This is a genomic window from Fontimonas thermophila, from assembly GCF_900113085.1.
In the GTDB taxonomy this organism is placed as follows: domain Bacteria; phylum Pseudomonadota; class Gammaproteobacteria; order Nevskiales; family Nevskiaceae; genus Solimonas; species Solimonas thermophila.
The window spans coordinates 19,848-35,390 of sequence record NZ_FOOC01000017.1 but is presented as its reverse complement, the minus strand read 5'-3'; the positions used below and the strand labels follow the sequence as shown (position 1 = coordinate 35,390).

At 64.3% G+C, this 15,543-nt stretch carries 13 protein-coding genes, 1 tRNA gene and 2 pseudogenes; 1 reads left to right on the top strand and 15 read right to left on the bottom strand.

The window, feature by feature from the left end; genetic code table 11:
• From BMZ48_RS12050 to BMZ48_RS12035, 4 genes and pseudogenes are all read right to left on the bottom strand, one after another.
• A pseudogene (locus BMZ48_RS12050) lies at nt 1-269 on the bottom strand (IS481 family transposase); the annotation flags it as partial.
• 78 nt (nt 270-347) lie between these two features.
• Nucleotides 348-584, bottom strand: a pseudogene (gene rlmJ, locus BMZ48_RS13090) (23S rRNA (adenine(2030)-N(6))-methyltransferase RlmJ); the annotation flags it as partial.
• Nucleotides 585-801: 217 nt separating this feature from the next.
• A complete protein-coding gene (locus tag BMZ48_RS12040) occupies nt 802-2,490 on the bottom strand; it encodes a sodium:solute symporter family protein (protein WP_091535627.1) in 1,689 nt (562 codons plus the stop codon).
• An 11-nt stretch (nt 2,491-2,501) separates the two neighbouring features.
• Nucleotides 2,502-2,762: a DUF4212 domain-containing protein gene (locus tag BMZ48_RS12035; protein WP_091535624.1), complete on the bottom strand. Its 261-nt coding sequence runs from the start codon at nt 2,760-2,762 to the stop codon at nt 2,502-2,504.
• A gap of 199 nt (nt 2,763-2,961) precedes the next feature.
• Here BMZ48_RS12035 and acs point away from each other — a divergent pair, with 199 nt between their 5' ends.
• Nucleotides 2,962-4,950 (top strand): acetate--CoA ligase, encoded by a 1,989-nt coding sequence (gene acs / locus BMZ48_RS12030; RefSeq protein WP_234981639.1) that lies wholly within the window; start codon nt 2,962-2,964, stop codon nt 4,948-4,950.
• A 344-nt stretch (nt 4,951-5,294) separates the two neighbouring features.
• Here the strand turns inward: acs and BMZ48_RS12025 are convergent, their stop codons facing one another.
• From BMZ48_RS12025 to BMZ48_RS11975, 11 genes are all read right to left on the bottom strand, one after another.
• Nucleotides 5,295-6,137: an AAA family ATPase gene (locus BMZ48_RS12025; RefSeq protein WP_200769621.1), complete on the bottom strand. Its 843-nt coding sequence runs from the start codon at nt 6,135-6,137 to the stop codon at nt 5,295-5,297.
• A gap of 36 nt (nt 6,138-6,173) precedes the next feature.
• Complete coding sequence (locus tag BMZ48_RS12020; RefSeq protein ID WP_091535622.1) at nt 6,174-6,674, bottom strand: TPM domain-containing protein; 501 nt, start codon at nt 6,672-6,674, stop codon at nt 6,174-6,176.
• Nucleotides 6,674-7,498 carry a TPM domain-containing protein gene (locus BMZ48_RS12015; RefSeq protein WP_091535620.1) on the bottom strand — a complete coding sequence of 275 codons (825 nt, stop codon included), beginning with the start codon at nt 7,496-7,498 and terminating at the stop codon, nt 6,674-6,676. Before BMZ48_RS12015 ends, BMZ48_RS12020 begins: the two co-directional genes overlap by 1 nt.
• A 13-nt stretch (nt 7,499-7,511) precedes the next feature.
• Nucleotides 7,512-8,162 (bottom strand): LemA family protein, encoded by a 651-nt coding sequence (locus BMZ48_RS12010; protein WP_436198148.1) that lies wholly within the window; start codon nt 8,160-8,162, stop codon nt 7,512-7,514.
• Between the two features lie 76 nt (nt 8,163-8,238).
• Nucleotides 8,239-9,414, bottom strand: coding sequence for a phosphoglycerate kinase (locus BMZ48_RS12005; protein ID WP_091535615.1), 1,176 nt, complete (start codon nt 9,412-9,414; stop codon nt 8,239-8,241).
• A gap of 101 nt (nt 9,415-9,515) precedes the next feature.
• A complete protein-coding gene (gene gap, locus BMZ48_RS12000; RefSeq protein ID WP_091535613.1) occupies nt 9,516-10,517 on the bottom strand; it encodes a type I glyceraldehyde-3-phosphate dehydrogenase in 1,002 nt (333 codons plus the stop codon).
• Nucleotides 10,518-10,637: 120 nt separating this feature from the next.
• Complete coding sequence (tkt, locus tag BMZ48_RS11995) at nt 10,638-12,656, bottom strand: transketolase (RefSeq protein WP_091535611.1); 2,019 nt, start codon at nt 12,654-12,656, stop codon at nt 10,638-10,640.
• Between the two features lie 177 nt (nt 12,657-12,833).
• Nucleotides 12,834-12,909: transfer RNA gene (locus BMZ48_RS11990), tRNA-Asn, on the bottom strand.
• A 78-nt stretch (nt 12,910-12,987) separates the two neighbouring features.
• On the bottom strand, nt 12,988-14,172 hold the full coding sequence (locus tag BMZ48_RS11985; protein WP_091535637.1) for a pyridoxal phosphate-dependent aminotransferase: 1,185 nt from the start codon (nt 14,170-14,172) through the stop codon (nt 12,988-12,990).
• Nucleotides 14,173-14,371: 199 nt separating this feature from the next.
• Nucleotides 14,372-14,584, bottom strand: coding sequence for a cold-shock protein (locus BMZ48_RS11980; RefSeq protein ID WP_091535608.1), 213 nt, complete (start codon nt 14,582-14,584; stop codon nt 14,372-14,374).
• A 294-nt stretch (nt 14,585-14,878) separates the two neighbouring features.
• The gene (locus tag BMZ48_RS11975) at nt 14,879-15,514 is read right to left on the bottom strand and encodes a hypothetical protein (protein ID WP_091535605.1); all 636 of its coding nucleotides are present in this window, start codon (nt 15,512-15,514) and stop codon (nt 14,879-14,881) included.
• Nucleotides 15,515-15,543: the final 29 nt, after the last annotated feature.

Here is a 15,543-nt window from a genome sequence, read left to right as displayed (position 1 = left end):
CGTACGACTGCCAGCAGGTCATCCAGCGAAAGGCCCAGGCTTTTACGCAAGACGAGCACGATGGACTCCTGGGCCGGCGTCAGCGTGGTTTGCAGTCGATGAGGGGTATGGGAGGCGTCATGAACCGATGCACGCTTCTTCCAGCGAGCGATGGTGGAGACACTCACGCCAAAGCGCTGGGCCAGAACCCTCATGGGCTCCTTGCTGACCTGGATCTCGGCGCGGATCCTGGGTGTCGTGGTGGCGTTCTTGTGCAGCCTCAGATGCATCGTTTCAGCTCCAGCATGACCTCTCGCGCCAAGAGTAAACCACGGCGTGAACCAATTAACCAATCATCCGGGACACGACAGATACTGCTGCAATGGTGGCGAACGCACCGCCCATAGCCGACGGATGCCGGTTGCGGCTTCTCCGGTGCGTTGCGCCGCGGCGTCTTCGAGGTCGTAACAGCCGGCGCCGCCGTGGGTGTCCACATATGCCCACGGTGCAGCCTTGGCATTGAGCGCATCGAGCAAGGCGACCAGCAGGACGTGCTTGAAAACGTCGGCGAAATTTCCGGCGTGGTAGCGGTGTTGGTAATGCACGGCGCCATTATCCCGGACACCGGGCGGATCGGTCACGCCAATTCGCCGCAACAAAAAAAGACCGCGGCCGGCACTTCCGACGAGGAAACGCAGCAACCGCGGTCCAGCATACCCGGCCCAAGGGAGGGAAAGCGACCGGGCAGTCACTTTGTACATCAGACGTTGTGTTTTTTCGAGACCTCCCGTCGCAGGCTCATGACTCGACAGGCATTTGTTTTCAGTGCATGCGCGCGGCGCTGGCACCGCGCGGCACACGGATGTGCTCGACGATCTCCTGCACGCGCCGCAGCGGCGGCTTGGTCAGCGCCGCGACGGCGGTGGCCACCGCAACGTTCACCAGCATGCCGATAGCGCCGAAGCCCTCCGGCGAGATGCCCAAAAACCAGTTGGCGGGCACGTTCGCGGCCGGGTTCAGGAACTTGAAGTAGATGATGTAGGCCGCGGTGACGGTGATGCCCGAGATCATGCCGGCGATCGCGCCTTCCTTGTTCATGCGGCGCGAGAAAATGCCGAGGATGATCGCCGGGAAGAACGACGAGGCCGCAAGGCCGAACGCAAAGGCGACCACCTGGGCGACGAAGCCCGGTGGGTGGATGCCGAGATAGCCGGCGATGCCGATCGCCACCGCCGCGGCCAGGCGCGCGAACAGCAGCTCCTGCTTGTCGGTAATGCCGGGCATCAGCGTCTTCTTCAGCAGGTCGTGCGAGATCGAGGTCGAGATCACCAGCAGCAGGCCCGCCGCGGTCGACAAGGCGGCGGCGAGGCCGCCGGCGGCAACCAGGGCGATGACCCAGTTCGGCAGCTTCGCGATCTCCGGATTCGCCAGCACCATGATGTCGCGGTCGATGGTCATCTCGTTCTTGTCCGGCGCGGCGAGGTACTGCATGACGCCGTCGGCATTCTTGTCCTTCCACTCAATCAGTCCGGTCTTCTCCCAGCTCCGTACCCAGCCCGGCGCTTCGGCGTAAGGCTTGTTGTGGATGGTTTCGATCAGATTGGTGCGGGCGAAGGCGGCGACGGCCGGCGCCGTGGTATAGAGAATGGCGATGAATACCAACGCCCAACCGGCGGATACGCGGGCGTCGCGCACCTTGGGCACGGTGAAAAAGCGCACGATCACGTGCGGCAGGCCGGCGGTGCCAACCATCAGCGCCAGCGTGATGCAGAACACGTCGATCGTCGGCTTGACCCCCGCGGTGTAGGCCGCAAAGCCGAGTTCGGTCACCAGGCCGTCGAGCTTGTCGAGCAGATAGACACCGTCCGCGGTCTTGGCGCCAAAGCCAAGCTGCGGAATCGGATTACCGGTCAGCATCAGCGAAATGAAGATCGCCGGCACCATGTAGGCGAAGATCAGCACGCAGTACTGCGCTACCTGGGTATAGGTGATGCCCTTCATGCCGCCGAGCACGGCGTAGAAAAACACGATCGCCATGCCGATGATCACACCGGTATTGATATCCACCTCGAGAAAGCGCGAGAACACGATGCCGACGCCACGCATCTGCCCGGCGACATAGGTGAACGACACGAAGATCGCGCAGACCACCGCAACCATGCGCGCGGTCTGCGAGTAGTAGCGGTCGCCGACGAAGTCCGGCACGGTGAATTTGCCGAACTTGCGCAGATAGGGCGCGAGCAAAAGCGCCAGCAGGACGTAGCCGCCGGTCCAGCCCATCAGATACACCGAGCCGTCGCGGCCCATGAAGGCGATCAGACCAGCCATCGAGATGAACGAGGCGGCGCTCATCCAGTCGGCGGCCGTGGCCATGCCGTTGGCCACCGGCGAAACCCCGCGACCGGCAATGTAGTAGTCTGCCGTCGAGCTGGCGCGCGACCAGATCGCAATCCCGATGTACAGCGCAAAACTCGCACCGACGATCAGGTAAGCCCAGGTCATGCCATCCATGGGATTGGCTCCTAGTCCTCGTGGACGTCGTACTCGCGATCGAGCCGGTTCATGCGCCAGGCGTAGTAGAAAATCAGGCCGATGAAGACGTAGATCGAACCCTGCTGCGCGAACCAGAACCCCAGCTTGAAGCCGAAGAACCGGAACTGGTCGAGCCAGTCCGCGAACAAAATGCCGGCGCCATAAGACACCGCGAACCAGATCGCGAGCAGTACCAGCACCAGGCGGATGTTGGCCTTCCAGTAAGCAGAGGATGATGGGTGACTGCGCATCGCTGTTCACCCATGAAGTCGACTCAAATGGTCGCAGCGGTATGATTCGATCCGCGCGGGTCGGGTCATACCGTGTCCACGGCGGCAAGGCAAGGCCTATTTCGGCGAGGCGCCCTGTGGCACGACATGCGCTTTGTCGTACCATCGCGGCCGGGCCGCATCGATCGCGGCCCGGCCTGTGCAGCCGTTGGAGATCGCCGTGAGTCAAAACGACACCCGCCTGGATGGCGGAAAACATCTTCAATCCGTGCTCAGCGAAACGCGCCTGTTCCCTCCGCCCCCTGATTTTGCTGCGCGCGCGCGCCTGGATGCGGCCAAGCTCGATGCGCTACACGCGGCAGCGGCAAAAGACCCCGTTGGCTTCTGGGCCGATCTGGCGCGCAAGACACTGGCCTGGCAAACCCCGTTCACCCAGACGCTCGATGAGTCCAGCGCGCCGAACTATCGCTGGTTCGCCGACGGCAAGACCAATGTCTCGGTGAACTGCCTGGACCGCCACCTGGCGGCGCGCGGCGACAAGATCGCGATCCGCTTCGAAGGCGAACCGGGGGACGTCCGCATGCTGACCTACCGGGAACTGCATGCGCGGGTGTGCCAGCTCGCCAATGCGCTCAAATCCTTGGGCATTGGCCGCGGCGACCGTGTCGTGATCTATATGCCGATGGTGCCGGAAGCAATCGTCGCGATGCAGGCCTGCGCGCGCATCGGCGCGATCCACTCCGTGGTCTTCGGCGGCTTCTCCGCGGTCTCGCTCAAGGACCGCATCGAAGATGCAGGAGCCAGGCTCTTGATCACCGCCGATGGCGGACATCGCGGCGGCCATATCGTGGAACTCAAGAAAGCGGCCGACGATGCCCTATCCCAGGGCTGCCCGACGATCGAGCATGTGCTCGTCCTGCGCCGCACTGGGCATCCGGTACCCTTCACCGCTGGCCGCGATCTGTGGTGGCACGAGCTCGTGCCGCACCAGTCCGAGCGCTGTGATCCGGAGTGGATCGACGCCGAGCACCCCCTGTTTTTGCTCTACACCTCCGGCTCCACGGGCAAGCCCAAGGGCATCCAGCACTCGTCGGCCGGTTATCTGCTCGGCGCGACGCTGACCTGCCAGTGGGTGTTCGATCTGCGTGACGATGATGTCTTCTGGTGCACCGCCGACGTCGGCTGGGTCACCGGGCATAGCTATGTCTGCTACGGCCCGCTCGCGAATGGCGCGACGATTCTGATGTACGAGGGCGCGCCGACGGTGCCCGACGCCGGCCGTTTCTGGAAGCTCTGCCAGGATCACGGCGTGACCATCTTCTACACCGCGCCGACGGCGATCCGCGCGCTGATGAAGCTGGGTGAGGAATGGCCCGCGCGCTACGACCTGTCCAAGCTGCGCCTGCTCGGCAGCGTCGGTGAGCCGATCAATCCCGAGGCGTGGATGTGGTATCACCGCGTCATCGGCAAGGAAAAACTGCCGATCGTCGATACCTGGTGGCAGACCGAGACCGGCAGCATCATGATCGCGCCGGTGCCGGGGGCGATCGCGACCAAGCCCGGCTCCTGCACCAAGCCCCTGCCCGGCATCTTCGCCGACGTGGTCGACGAATCCGGCGCGCCGGTCCAAGACCCGCATCAGGGCGGCTACCTGGTCATCCGCAAGCCCTGGCCGTCGATGCTGCGCACGATCTGGGGCGACAATGCGCGCTACATCAAGACCTACTGGGCACAGTTCGGCAACCGCTACTACGTCGCCGGCGACTCGGCGCACCGCGACGCCGACGGCTACTTCTGGATCATGGGCCGCGTCGATGACGTGCTCAACGTCTCCGGACACCGCCTCGGCACGATGGAAATCGAAAGCGCGCTGGTTGCGCATCCGCGCGTCGCCGAAGCGGCCGTCGTCGGCCGCCCGCACGAGATCAAGGGCGAATCCGTCTTTGCCTTCGTCATCTGCAAGGGCCCGCGCCCGACCGGTGCCGAGGCCGAGGCGCTGGCGAAGGAATTGCGCGAATGGGTGGCGCGCGAAATCGGCCCGCTCGCCAAGCCCGACGACATCCGCTTCGCCGACAACCTGCCGAAGACCCGCAGCGGCAAGATCATGCGCCGGCTGCTGCGCGCGATCGCCAGGGGCGAGGCCATCACCCAGGACGTTTCGACGCTGGAAAACCCGGCCATCGTCGATCAACTCGCCGGCAAGGCCTGAGCGCCTCACCCGGCACTGCGCCCGCGCCGTGCGGCCGTAGAAGCAACCGCGGGGGCAAAAGCCTCACGGGCAAGGCACGAACGCAACCAGGGTGGCCGCATCGATCACCGCAGCCGCAACAGCGCGGTTCCGGTGTACTACATGCCTAATCGCCAACCGCGCTCATCAATGCTTGGCTGCATCATCCGGGACACTGACCGCCGGCGGGCCGTGGCCTGCGGCGGCAACGCAATTGAACCGAACCGCGCTCTTCAAGCGAAGCGTGCCCGAGCCGCGCTGCCGAACCGGCGCGTGGACTCGCCGTTCCCGCTTGTCTGACGACTGATCGGCGGCTGGCCAAGCGCTCAATTCGAGCGCCGTGCCATGAAGGCCACGCGCTCGAACAAATGGACGTCGGCCTCGTTTTTCAGCAGCGCTCCATAAAGCGGCGGCAACGTCTTTTTGCTGCTGGATTCGCGCAACACGGCCGGGTCGATGTCTTCGGCGAGCAGCAGCTTGAGCCAGTCGAGCAGCTCCGAGGTCGAAGGTTTTTTCTTCAGTCCCGGCAACTCGCGCAGGCCAAAAAACACTTCCATCGCCTCCTTGACCAGATTCTTTTTTATATCCGGGAAATGGACATCGACGATCTTCTGCATCGTCTCTCGATCCGGAAAGCGGATGTAGTGGAAAAAACACCGGCGCAAAAAAGCATCCGGCAGCTCTTTTTCGTTGTTGCTGGTGATGATGATGATCGGGCGGTGCCGTGCGCGCACCGTCTCGCGCGTCTCGTGGACGTAGAACTCCATCTGGTCGAGCTCGCGCAGCAGATCGTTGGGGAATTCGATGTCGGCCTTGTCGATCTCATCGATCAGCAAAACCGGCTGCTTTTCCGATTCGAACGCCTCCCACAGCTTGCCCTTGATGATGTAGTTGCGAATGTCCTTGACACGCTCGCTGCCCAGCTGCGAATCGCGCAGCCGGGATACCGCGTCGTACTCATAAAGGCCGTGCTGCGCCTTGGTCGTCGACTTGATTGCCCAGTCATAAAACGGCAAGCCCAGCGCCGCGGCGATCTCGCGCGCGAGCTGGGTCTTGCCGGTGCCGGGCTCACCCTTGACGAGCAGCGGCCGCTGCAAGGTCACGGCAGCGTTCACCGCCATCATCAGATCGTCAGTGGCGACATAGTTTTGGGTGCCTTGGAAACGCACGGCAGGCCTCGCGGAAGAGTCGGAAATTTTTCAAGTCTACAGAACCACGGGCGCATCCGGCAGTTCGTTGGCCGGACCTTTGCGCCCCGGTGGATGCCGGCGCAGCACCTCGGCAACAGCCTCGATACCGGCAATCGCTCCTTGGAGAAAACGGCCCTCGCGGAAATGCTGCTCCATTACCCGGCAGCAGGCTTCCCACTCGGCAGCGGCGACCCGTCCTCCGGCGACACCGCGATCGGCGACGATCTCGACGTCGCGGTCGGCGAGCAGAACGAAGATCAGCACGCCGTTGTTGTGCTCGGTATCCCAGACACCCTGCAGCGCGAACACCTCCAGCGCGCGTTCACGCGGGGTGACGCCACGGCGCAGCGCCGCCCATGGCAGCGCGGTTTCGACGACGAACCGGATCTCACCGGCATGACGCTCCTCGCAGGCGCGAATCGCGCGTTCGATGGCGGCCAGCGCCGACGGCGGAAACGTGCGTCGCAGCCACCAGTCGCCGACGCATAGATGCCGCAGCATCCGTAGCACGTCCATCACCAGCTCCCCGATGCCCCACCGCCACCAAAGCGCCCACCGCCGCCACGGAATCCACCCCCTGCGTAACCGCCGCCACCCCACCGACCTCCACCGAGGCTGCTCACCCTGCCGGCAACCCCGCCCAACACGAGCGCGAAAGTAACCAGACCGACGATGCTGCTGAGCAGCACGATGCCGCTGGCCACCCAGACGACGACAGCAGCCAGCGCGCCCATCAGCAAAGCTGCGGGCAAGGCCCCGAACAAGCGGCGCAAACCATGGCCGATCAGAAGCGGAATGGCCAAAAGGATGGCGAGGAGATCGCCGTCATCTTCCTGCAGCGCAGAGAATTTCGGGGCGGGCAAAGGTTCGCCCTCGATCGTCGCAAGCATCTGCTCGATTCCCGCACGAATGCCGCCATACCAGTCGCCATCGCGAAAGCGCGGTGCAATCGTCTCGGCAATGATGCGTTTGGCCACCGCATCCGGCAGGATGCCCTCGAGTCCGTAACCGACTTCGATCCGCATCCGGCGGTCATTCTTCGCGATGACCAGCAGCGCCCCGTCGTCGATGCCTTTGCGCCCGAGCTGCCAGGTTTCGGCGACTCGCAGCGCGTATTGTTCGATCGTCTCCGGCGCGGTCGTGGGCACGATCAGCACGGCGACTTGCGCGCCCTTCTTCGCCTCGAATTCGGCCAACCGCTGCGTCAGCTCGGCCTGTTGCGCGGACGAAAGCGTGCCGGTGAGATCGGTGACGCGCGCAACCGGAGGCACCGGCACCTGCGCAGCTGCAATCGATCCGCAGACGACAGCGATGGCAGCGAGTGCGGCGCGCAACAGCATGGCACTACCTACTTCAGCCGCCGTTGCCGAAATTCACTTCCGGCGGCCTGGCGAGCGCTTTCTCGTCCTCAACGGTGAAACTCGGTTTCACCGTCATGCCGAACAGCATCGCGGTGAGGTTGCTCGGGAACGAGCGGACCGTCGTGTTGTAGTTCTGCACCGCCTGGATATAGCGGTTGCGCGCAACGGCGATGCGGTTTTCGGTGCCCTCAAGCTGGGCCTGCAGGTCGCGGAACAGGGCATCGGACTTGAGCTGCGGATAGCTCTCGGCGACGACGAGCAAACGCGACAGTGCGCTGGACAGCGCTCCTTGTGCCTGCGCGAATTCCTGTAGCTTGGCTGCATCGTCGACAGTGTCTGCCGAAACCCGGATCTGGCCGACGCGTGCGCGTGCCTCGGTGACCTCGGTGAGCACACGCTCCTCCTGGGCCGCATAGCCCTTCACCGTGTTGACCAGATTGGGCACAAGATCGGCCCGGCGCTGATACTGGTTCAGCACTTCGGCCCAGGCGGCCTTGACCTGTTCGTCCTGTCTTTGCAGCGTGTTGTAGCCGCAAGCGGACAACAGCAGCGCGGTGGGCAGCAGGCACAGCACGAGGATGCGTTTCATCGGACGGTCTTCCCAGCAAGCACAGGGTAACGTCTGGCTATCGTAGGTCCGCACCCGCGGGTTTCAAGCGGGTCGGCACCGCGCCACATCGGATGGCGAAAACCACCGCCTCCGCGGCGCCGATCTGAACTCACATGCCGCGCGCTGCCAGCGCCGCCACCGCCGGCAGGGTCTTGCCTTCGAGAAACTCGAGGAAAGCGCCGCCGCCGGTGGAGATGTAGCCAATCTTGTCGGCAACACCAAACTTGTCGATGGCCGCAAGCGTGTCGCCGCCACCGGCGAGCGAAAACGCCGGCGCCTCGGCGATCGCCTGCGCCAGAGCTTGGGTGCCACCGGCAAAGGCGTCGTATTCGAACACGCCCACCGGCCCATTCCAGACGATGGTGCCGGCACGCTTGAGCGCGACTGCGAGTCTGGCACGCGTCTTCGGCCCGATGTCGAGAATCATCTCGTCATCGTGGATATCGCCGACTGCACGCACCTCGGCACGCGCCTCCGCAGAAATTTCGGTGGCGACGACGACGTCCTCGGGCAGCGGAATGTCGCCGCCACGGGCCTGGATCTTGGCGCGGATCGCGCGTGCGGTGTCGAGCATGTCGGGCTCGTACAAGGATTTGCCGACGCGGTGTCCGGCAGCGGCGAGAAAGGTGTTGGCGATGCCGCCGCCGATGATCAGCTGGTCGGCCTTGTCGGCGAGGTTGTGGAGCAGATCGAGCTTGGTCGAAACCTTGCTGCCGCCGACGATCACGGCAAGTGGCCGCTGCGGATTCGCCAACGCCTTGCCGAGCGCATCAAGTTCTGCGGCGAGCAGCGGACCGGCGCAGGCCACCGGCGCGAAGCGGGCCACGCCATGTGTCGAAGCCTCGGCGCGATGCGCCGTGCCAAAGGCATCCATCACATAGACATCGCACAGCGCGGCCATTTTCCTGGCCAGCGTCTCGTCGTCTTCTTTCTCGCCCTTGAGAAAACGCGTGTTCTCGCCGACTGCGATCTGGCCGGGCTCGAGGTTCACCCCATCGATCCAGTTGCTGATCAGCGGCACCGTCCGTCCCAGCGCATTAGATAGCCAGGCCGCGACCGGCGTCAGCGAAGCGTCCGGATCGAGGCGGCCGGCCTTGGGGCGGCCCAGATGCGAAATCACCAGCACCGCAGCACCTTTCTCCAGCGCGAGCTTGAGGGTCGGCAGCGACGCACGCAGACGCGCATCGGAGGTGATCCGGCCGTTGTGGATCGGTACGTTGAGGTCCTGGCGGATCAGCACACGCTTGCCGGCCAGATCGAGATCGGACATGCGCAGGATGGGCATCGGATGCTCCAGGAATCGTGAACCGTGAGAGTAAAACGGAAACGAAAACGGGGAATCGGGCATCCGTCCCGGCAAACCCGATTCCCCATGCGCTCGCGTCTTTACTTGCCGGCGACGACGCAGGCCATCTCCAGGCACTTGTTGGAGTAACCCCACTCGTTGTCATACCAGGCGACGAGCTTGACGAAGGTGGGGTCGAGCTGGATACCGGCGTCGGCGTCGAAGATCGAGGTCCGCGCATCGCCGCGGAAATCGGTGGCGACGACCTTGTCCTCCGTATAGCCGAGAATGCCCTTGAGCGGACCCTGACTCTGCGCTTTCATCTCCTCGCAGATTTCCTTGTACGTAGCCGGCTTCTCCAGCTCGCAGGTCAGATCGACGACGGAGACATCCGACGTCGGCACGCGAAAGCTCATGCCGGTGAGTTTCTTGTTCAGCGCCGGAATCACGACCCCGACGGCCTTGGCCGCGCCAGTCGATGAAGGGATGATGTTCTCGAGAATGCCGCGGCCGCCGCGCCAGTCTTTTGCGCTCGGGCCATCGACGGTCTTCTGCGTTGCGGTCGCGGCGTGCACGGTGGTCATCAGTCCGCGCTTGATCCCCCACTTGTCGTGGACGACCTTGGCGAGCGGCGCGAGGCAGTTGGTCGTGCACGAGGCATTGGAGATGATCGCCTCACCGGCATAGGTCGTGTGGTTGACGCCGAAAACAAACATCGGCGTGTCGTCCTTCGACGGCGCCGACATGATCACTTTCTTCGCGCCAGCCGCCAGATGCTTGCCGGCCGACGCCTTGTCCAGGAACAAGCCGGTGGACTCGATGACGACCTCGGCACCGACCTCGTTCCACTTCAGATTGGCCGGGTCGCGCTCCTGTGTCAGGCGGATCTTGCGCCCGTTGACGATCAGCGTATGGCCTTCGACGGCAAGCTCGCCCTTGAAATGCCCATGCACGGAGTCGTACTTGAGCATGTAGGCGAGGTAATCCGGCTCGAGCAGATCGTTGATGCCGACGATCTCGATATCGCCGAAATTCTGAACGGCGGCGCGCAGCACGTTGCGTCCGATGCGGCCGAAGCCGTTGATACCGACCTTGACTGCCATTTCGAGCTTCCTCTCGATGCTTGAATGATGTGCGGTTTCAACCCGTCATGCCCCCGCACATGGGCATTGTTCAATCCACGTCTCGGGACTCGGCCTGCACGCGCAGGCGATTCCATCATTTTACGCCGCCAGCAGCTTCTCCGCCCTGGCGACGATGGCATCGACGGTCACGCCCAGATACTCGAACACGGCCTGCGCCGGCGCCGATTCTCCGAAGCGATCGACTCCGACGACATCGCCGTCGAGCCCAACGAACAGGCGCCAGTACGCGCTCACCCCGGCCTCGACGGCGAGCCGCCGGCGCAGCTGCGGCGGCAGCACGGATTCCCGGTACGCCGCATCCTGCGCCAGAAAAACCTCGACACAGGGCATGGAGACCACGCGCACGCACCGCCCGGCAGCGGCGAGCCGTTGTGCCGCGGCAAAAGCGAGCTGCACCTCCGAGCCGGTCGCGATCAGAATCAGCGCCCGCGCCGCCGGTGCCTGCAAAAAATCTTCCGACTGCCACAGCACATAGCCACCGCGGCGTGCGTCGTGCATGTGGGCTTCGTCGTGCGCCTGCGGCTGCAGATTCTGGCGTGACAGGGCCAGCACGCTCGGCCCGTCCTTACGCTCGATCGCCGCGGCCCAGGCGATCGCGGTTTCGAACGGATCGGCCGGACGCCAGACGTGCATGCCGGGAATCAGCCGCAATGAGGCCAGGTGCTCGACGGCCTGGTGCGTCGGTCCATCCTCGCCGAGACCGATCGAATCGTGCGTGAGCACAAAGATCGCACGCTGCTTCATCAGCGCCGCCATGCGCAGCGCATTGCGCGCGTAGTCGGAGAACACGAGGAAAGTCCCGCCGAACGGGATCAGTCCACCGTGCAGGGCGATGCCATTCATGATCGCGGCCATGCCGAACTCACGCACGCCGTAATGCACGTAGTTACCGGCAAAGCTGCGGTAGCCTATCGCCTGATGCTGTTTGAAATCGGTGCAGTTGGATTCGGACAGATCTGCCGAGCCGCCGAACAGCTCGGGCAAGCGCGGTGCGAGCCGGTCGAGCACGTTCTTGGACGCCTTGCGCGTCGCCACGGGCGTGTCGGCGGTGCGTGTCTCGGCGAGCAGGGCCGCAACCTGCGCCGGCCAGTCCGCCGGCAGCTCGCCCTTCATCCGGCGTTCGAACTCCGCCGCTTCGGCCGGATAGGCCGCGGCATAATCCCGCAGCAACGCCAGCCAGCGCTGTTCGCGCGCCGCGCCGGCGGCACGCGCATCCCAACCGGATCGGATCTCGGACGGGATCTCGAACGGCGCATACGGCCACTCGAGCTGCGCACGCGCACGGGCGATTTCCGCTTCTCCCAGGGGTGCGCCGTGACATTTTTCCTTGCCCTGCAGCGTCGGCGCGCCAAAACCGATGATGGTCTTGCAGCAGATCAGCGTCGGCCTGTCGGCGGATGCGCGGGCCGTCTCGATCGCGCGCTTGATCTCGCTCGGATTGTGACCATCGACATTGCGCACGACCTGCCAGCCATAGGCCTCGAAACGTGCCGGCGTATCGTCGCGGAACCAGCCGTGCACTTCGCCGTCGATGGAAATGTTGTTGTCGTCGTAGAAAACGACGAGCTTGTTCAAGCCCAGTGTCCCGGCCAGCGAACACGCCTCGTGCGAAATACCCTCCATCAGGCAGCCATCGCCGGCGAAAACGTACGTCCAGTGATCGACGATCGGGAAACCCTCGCGGTTGAACTGCCGGGCGAGCACCGCCTCGGCGAGCGCCATGCCCACGGCATTGGCGAGGCCCTGGCCGAGCGGCCCCGTCGTGGTCTCGACCCCCGGTGTCAGCCCGTGTTCCGGATGCCCTGGCGTTTTCGAGTGCAACTGGCGAAACTGCTGGAGCTCCTCCATCGGCAGGTCATAGCCGGTCAGATGCAGCAGGGCATACAGCAGCATCGACCCGTGCCCGTTGGAGACGACGAAGCGGTCGCGGTTCACCCACTGCGGATTCGCAGGATTGTGCGAGAGGTAGTCGTTCCAGAGCACCTCGGCGATGTCGGCCATGCCCATCGGCATGCCGGGATGTCCGGAATTGGCTTTCTGCACGGCATCCATCGCGAGGGCGCGGATGGCATTGGCCAGCTGGAAACGCGTCGGCATCGAAAACGCACCGGAAGGGGGCAAAAGGGGCGCGTATTGTCCGGATTTGGCGGGACCCGAGCAACCAACGGTCGCGTGCCGGGAATCGACGGCAGGCGCCGGGTTGCCGCAGAGCGGCCGGTTCCGGGAAAGCAAACGGCCCCGGTGAAGCATCACCGGGGCCTGCGAGGAAGAAACTGGCTCCGCGAGTTGGACTCGAACCAACGACCCGCTGATTAACAGTCAGCTGCTCTACCGACTGAGCTATCGCGGAAGCGGTAGGGGAGGCGAATTGTAGTGATCTGCACCCGGCGCTGCAATCGCGGCGCCGTTGCGGGAGACGCCGGGCTGCCTATCCGCAGACGAGCGTCTTCATGCGCTCGACGCTGCGCTTGAGCACCTGCTCGGAGGTGGCAAAGGACAGGCGCAGATGTCCGGGTGCACCGAAGGCAGACCCAGGCACGACGGCGACCAGCGCCTTCTCCAGCAGTAGATCCGACAGTTCGAGGTCGGTCTTGCACCCGAGTCTGGCCATCAACCCTTCGACGTTGGGGAAGGCGTAAAAGGTGCCGTCACCCGGCAGGCAGCGCACACCGGGCACGGTGTTGAGATCGGCCACCAGCGCGTCATGCCGGGCCTTGAAGGCCTTGACCATGTCGCTGACGCAGGTCTGGTCGCCGGTCAGCGCGGCCTCGGCGGCAACCTGCGCGATCGAATTGGGGTTGGACGTCGACTGCGACTGGATATCGGCCATCGCGGTGATCAGCTTGGCCGGACCGCACGCCCAGCCGATCCGCCAACCGGTCATCGAATAGGTCTTGGATACGGCATGGATGACGACGGTGCGATCGTACAAATCCGGACAGGCGTTGACGATGTTGCTGTAGGGCTCGCCGGTCCACAGGATTTTTTCGTACATGTCATCGGTGGCGATGACGACCTGTGGATGCTTGCGCAGCACCTCGCCGAGCGCGGCCAGCTCGGCCTTGGAATAAGCCATGCCAGACGGGTTGGAGGGCGAGTTCAGCCAGATCATGCGCGTGCGCGGGCCGATCGCGCGCTCGAGCTGCTCCGGCGTGATCTTGAACCGCGTCGCGGCCGTCGTTTCGATGAACACTGGCGTGGCATCGGCGAGCAGCACCATGTCCGGATAGCTGACCCAGTACGGCGCCGGCACGATGACCTCGTCGGTGGCATTGAGCAGCGCCTGGCAGAGGTTGTAGCAGGCCTGCTTGCCGCCATTGGAGACGAGAACCTGGTTCGGTTTGTAATCGAGCCCGTTGTCCCGCCGCATCTTGTCGATGATCGCTTTCTTCAGCGACGGCGTACCGCCGACGGCGGTGTACTTGGTGAAACCCTTGCGGATCGCCTCGTGCGCCGCATCCTTGATGTGCGCCGGCGTGTCGAAATCCGGCTCGCCGGCCCCCAGCGAGAGCACGTCCTTGCCTTGCGCCTTGAGCTCGGCGGCCTTGGCGGTGACGGCGAGGGTCGGCGATGGTTTGATGCGGCCAACGCGCTGGGCAAGCGAAAGTTCCACGGCAGGATCCCGGTAGATGTGCGCAAACGGGGCGGGATGATACTTGAACCCAGCCACAACGGGCATCGGGCGGCTCGATCCGCCGTGCAGCCCAAGCCGGCGTGGCGCGGTCTTCACTTGTGATCGCTGCGGCGATCGCGCAACAAAAAACCGCGGCCTTGCGGCCGCGGTCTGGTCGGTGCGGGATGACGCCGGGCTCTCAGAGCGGGCGGATCTGCGTCGCCTGCATGCCCTTGGGACCGCGCTGCGGCTTGTACTCGACCCGCTGGCCCTCGGTCAGGGTCTTGAATCCCGTGCCCTGGATTTCCTTGAAGTGGGCGAAGAGATCCTCGCCGCCGCCGGCGGGTGTGATGAAGCCGAAGCCCTTGGCCTCGTTGAACCATTTGACGGTTCCGGTGGAAACATTGCTCATGTGATGACAACCTTGTCGATGGATGGATAGAACAGGCCAACCCGCCTGCAGGGTGCATGCGATCAAGGAAGGCATCGGGAGGCACACTTGCCGGCGATACGACGGCCGGGCAACCACACGGAAGTCCAAAACTTGAAACGACTGCGGTGCGCAGCGTACGCGAATTCGTTCCCGCTGTCGAATCCGCCGTGGCCGCCGGTCGCCCGGATTCCTGCGTTCGTCGTCCTCGGCACACCTGCGACACCGGCCCCAAGTCGGCGCTTGCTGGACGTCGCACCATACTGCGCAGACCGATCAGAATCGCCAGCGCACATTGATTTGCCAGACGCGGGTGTCGGTGTACCGGTCGGTGACCGCGTCACGCCAGTTGGCGTTCTGCAGAGTCAGTTGCGCACTGCCCGCCAGACCAGCCAGCCGGTCCATGTCGAGAATGAGCTGTGGTGCGAGCATGAGCGTACGGTCGGTATAGAGGCGTTCGAGCGCCTGCGCCCGCTGGGGCTGCGTGCGCACGATATCGACGCTGCCACCGAGTGACCACCATCGATCGCGCATGCCATCGGGGTGCGTCCACAGCAGCCACCGACGACCCCGCTGCGGATCGTCTTCGTCGGGGAACAGGCTTAAGTGCAGATTGCCGGTATCTGTGAGCTCGACATCGAATCCGACGCCCCCGCGCAGGCTCAGCACGCTGTCGCTGAGCGTCCAGGTGCGCTTGCGCAGATGCTCGGCAGCTTTTTGCAAGGGCGCCCCGATGCGCGGATCCGCCGCCACGAATTGGATGCGGTAACTCGAAAGACCATCCAGCGCTGCACCGGGCGATGCTTCGATTCGCAAATCTGCGGACAGTACCCGCCCCGGATCACTGGCCTCGATGCGGGCACTCAAGCCGAGCAGAACGGCGTATAGCAGCCGGCGGATCCGGTTGACCACATCTCGACGCCGCCGCTCTCGACCGGGAA

Coding starts and splice junctions, on each gene's coding strand:
- BMZ48_RS12040 (WP_091535627.1), bottom strand. CDS start 2,490: ATGGATGGCATGACCTGGGCTTACCTGATCGTCGGTGCGAGTTTTGCG.
- BMZ48_RS12035 (WP_091535624.1), bottom strand. CDS start 2,762: ATGCGCAGTCACCCATCATCCTCTGCTTACTGGAAGGCCAACATCCGC.
- BMZ48_RS12020 (WP_091535622.1), bottom strand. CDS start 6,674: ATGGACGTGCTACGGATGCTGCGGCATCTATGCGTCGGCGACTGGTGG.
- BMZ48_RS12015 (WP_091535620.1), bottom strand. CDS start 7,498: ATGCTGTTGCGCGCCGCACTCGCTGCCATCGCTGTCGTCTGCGGATCG.
- BMZ48_RS12005 (WP_091535615.1), bottom strand. CDS start 9,414: ATGCCCATCCTGCGCATGTCCGATCTCGATCTGGCCGGCAAGCGTGTG.
- gap (WP_091535613.1), bottom strand. CDS start 10,517: ATGGCAGTCAAGGTCGGTATCAACGGCTTCGGCCGCATCGGACGCAAC.
- tkt (WP_091535611.1), bottom strand. CDS start 12,656: ATGCCGACGCGTTTCCAGCTGGCCAATGCCATCCGCGCCCTCGCGATG.
- BMZ48_RS11980 (WP_091535608.1), bottom strand. CDS start 14,584: ATGAGCAATGTTTCCACCGGAACCGTCAAATGGTTCAACGAGGCCAAG.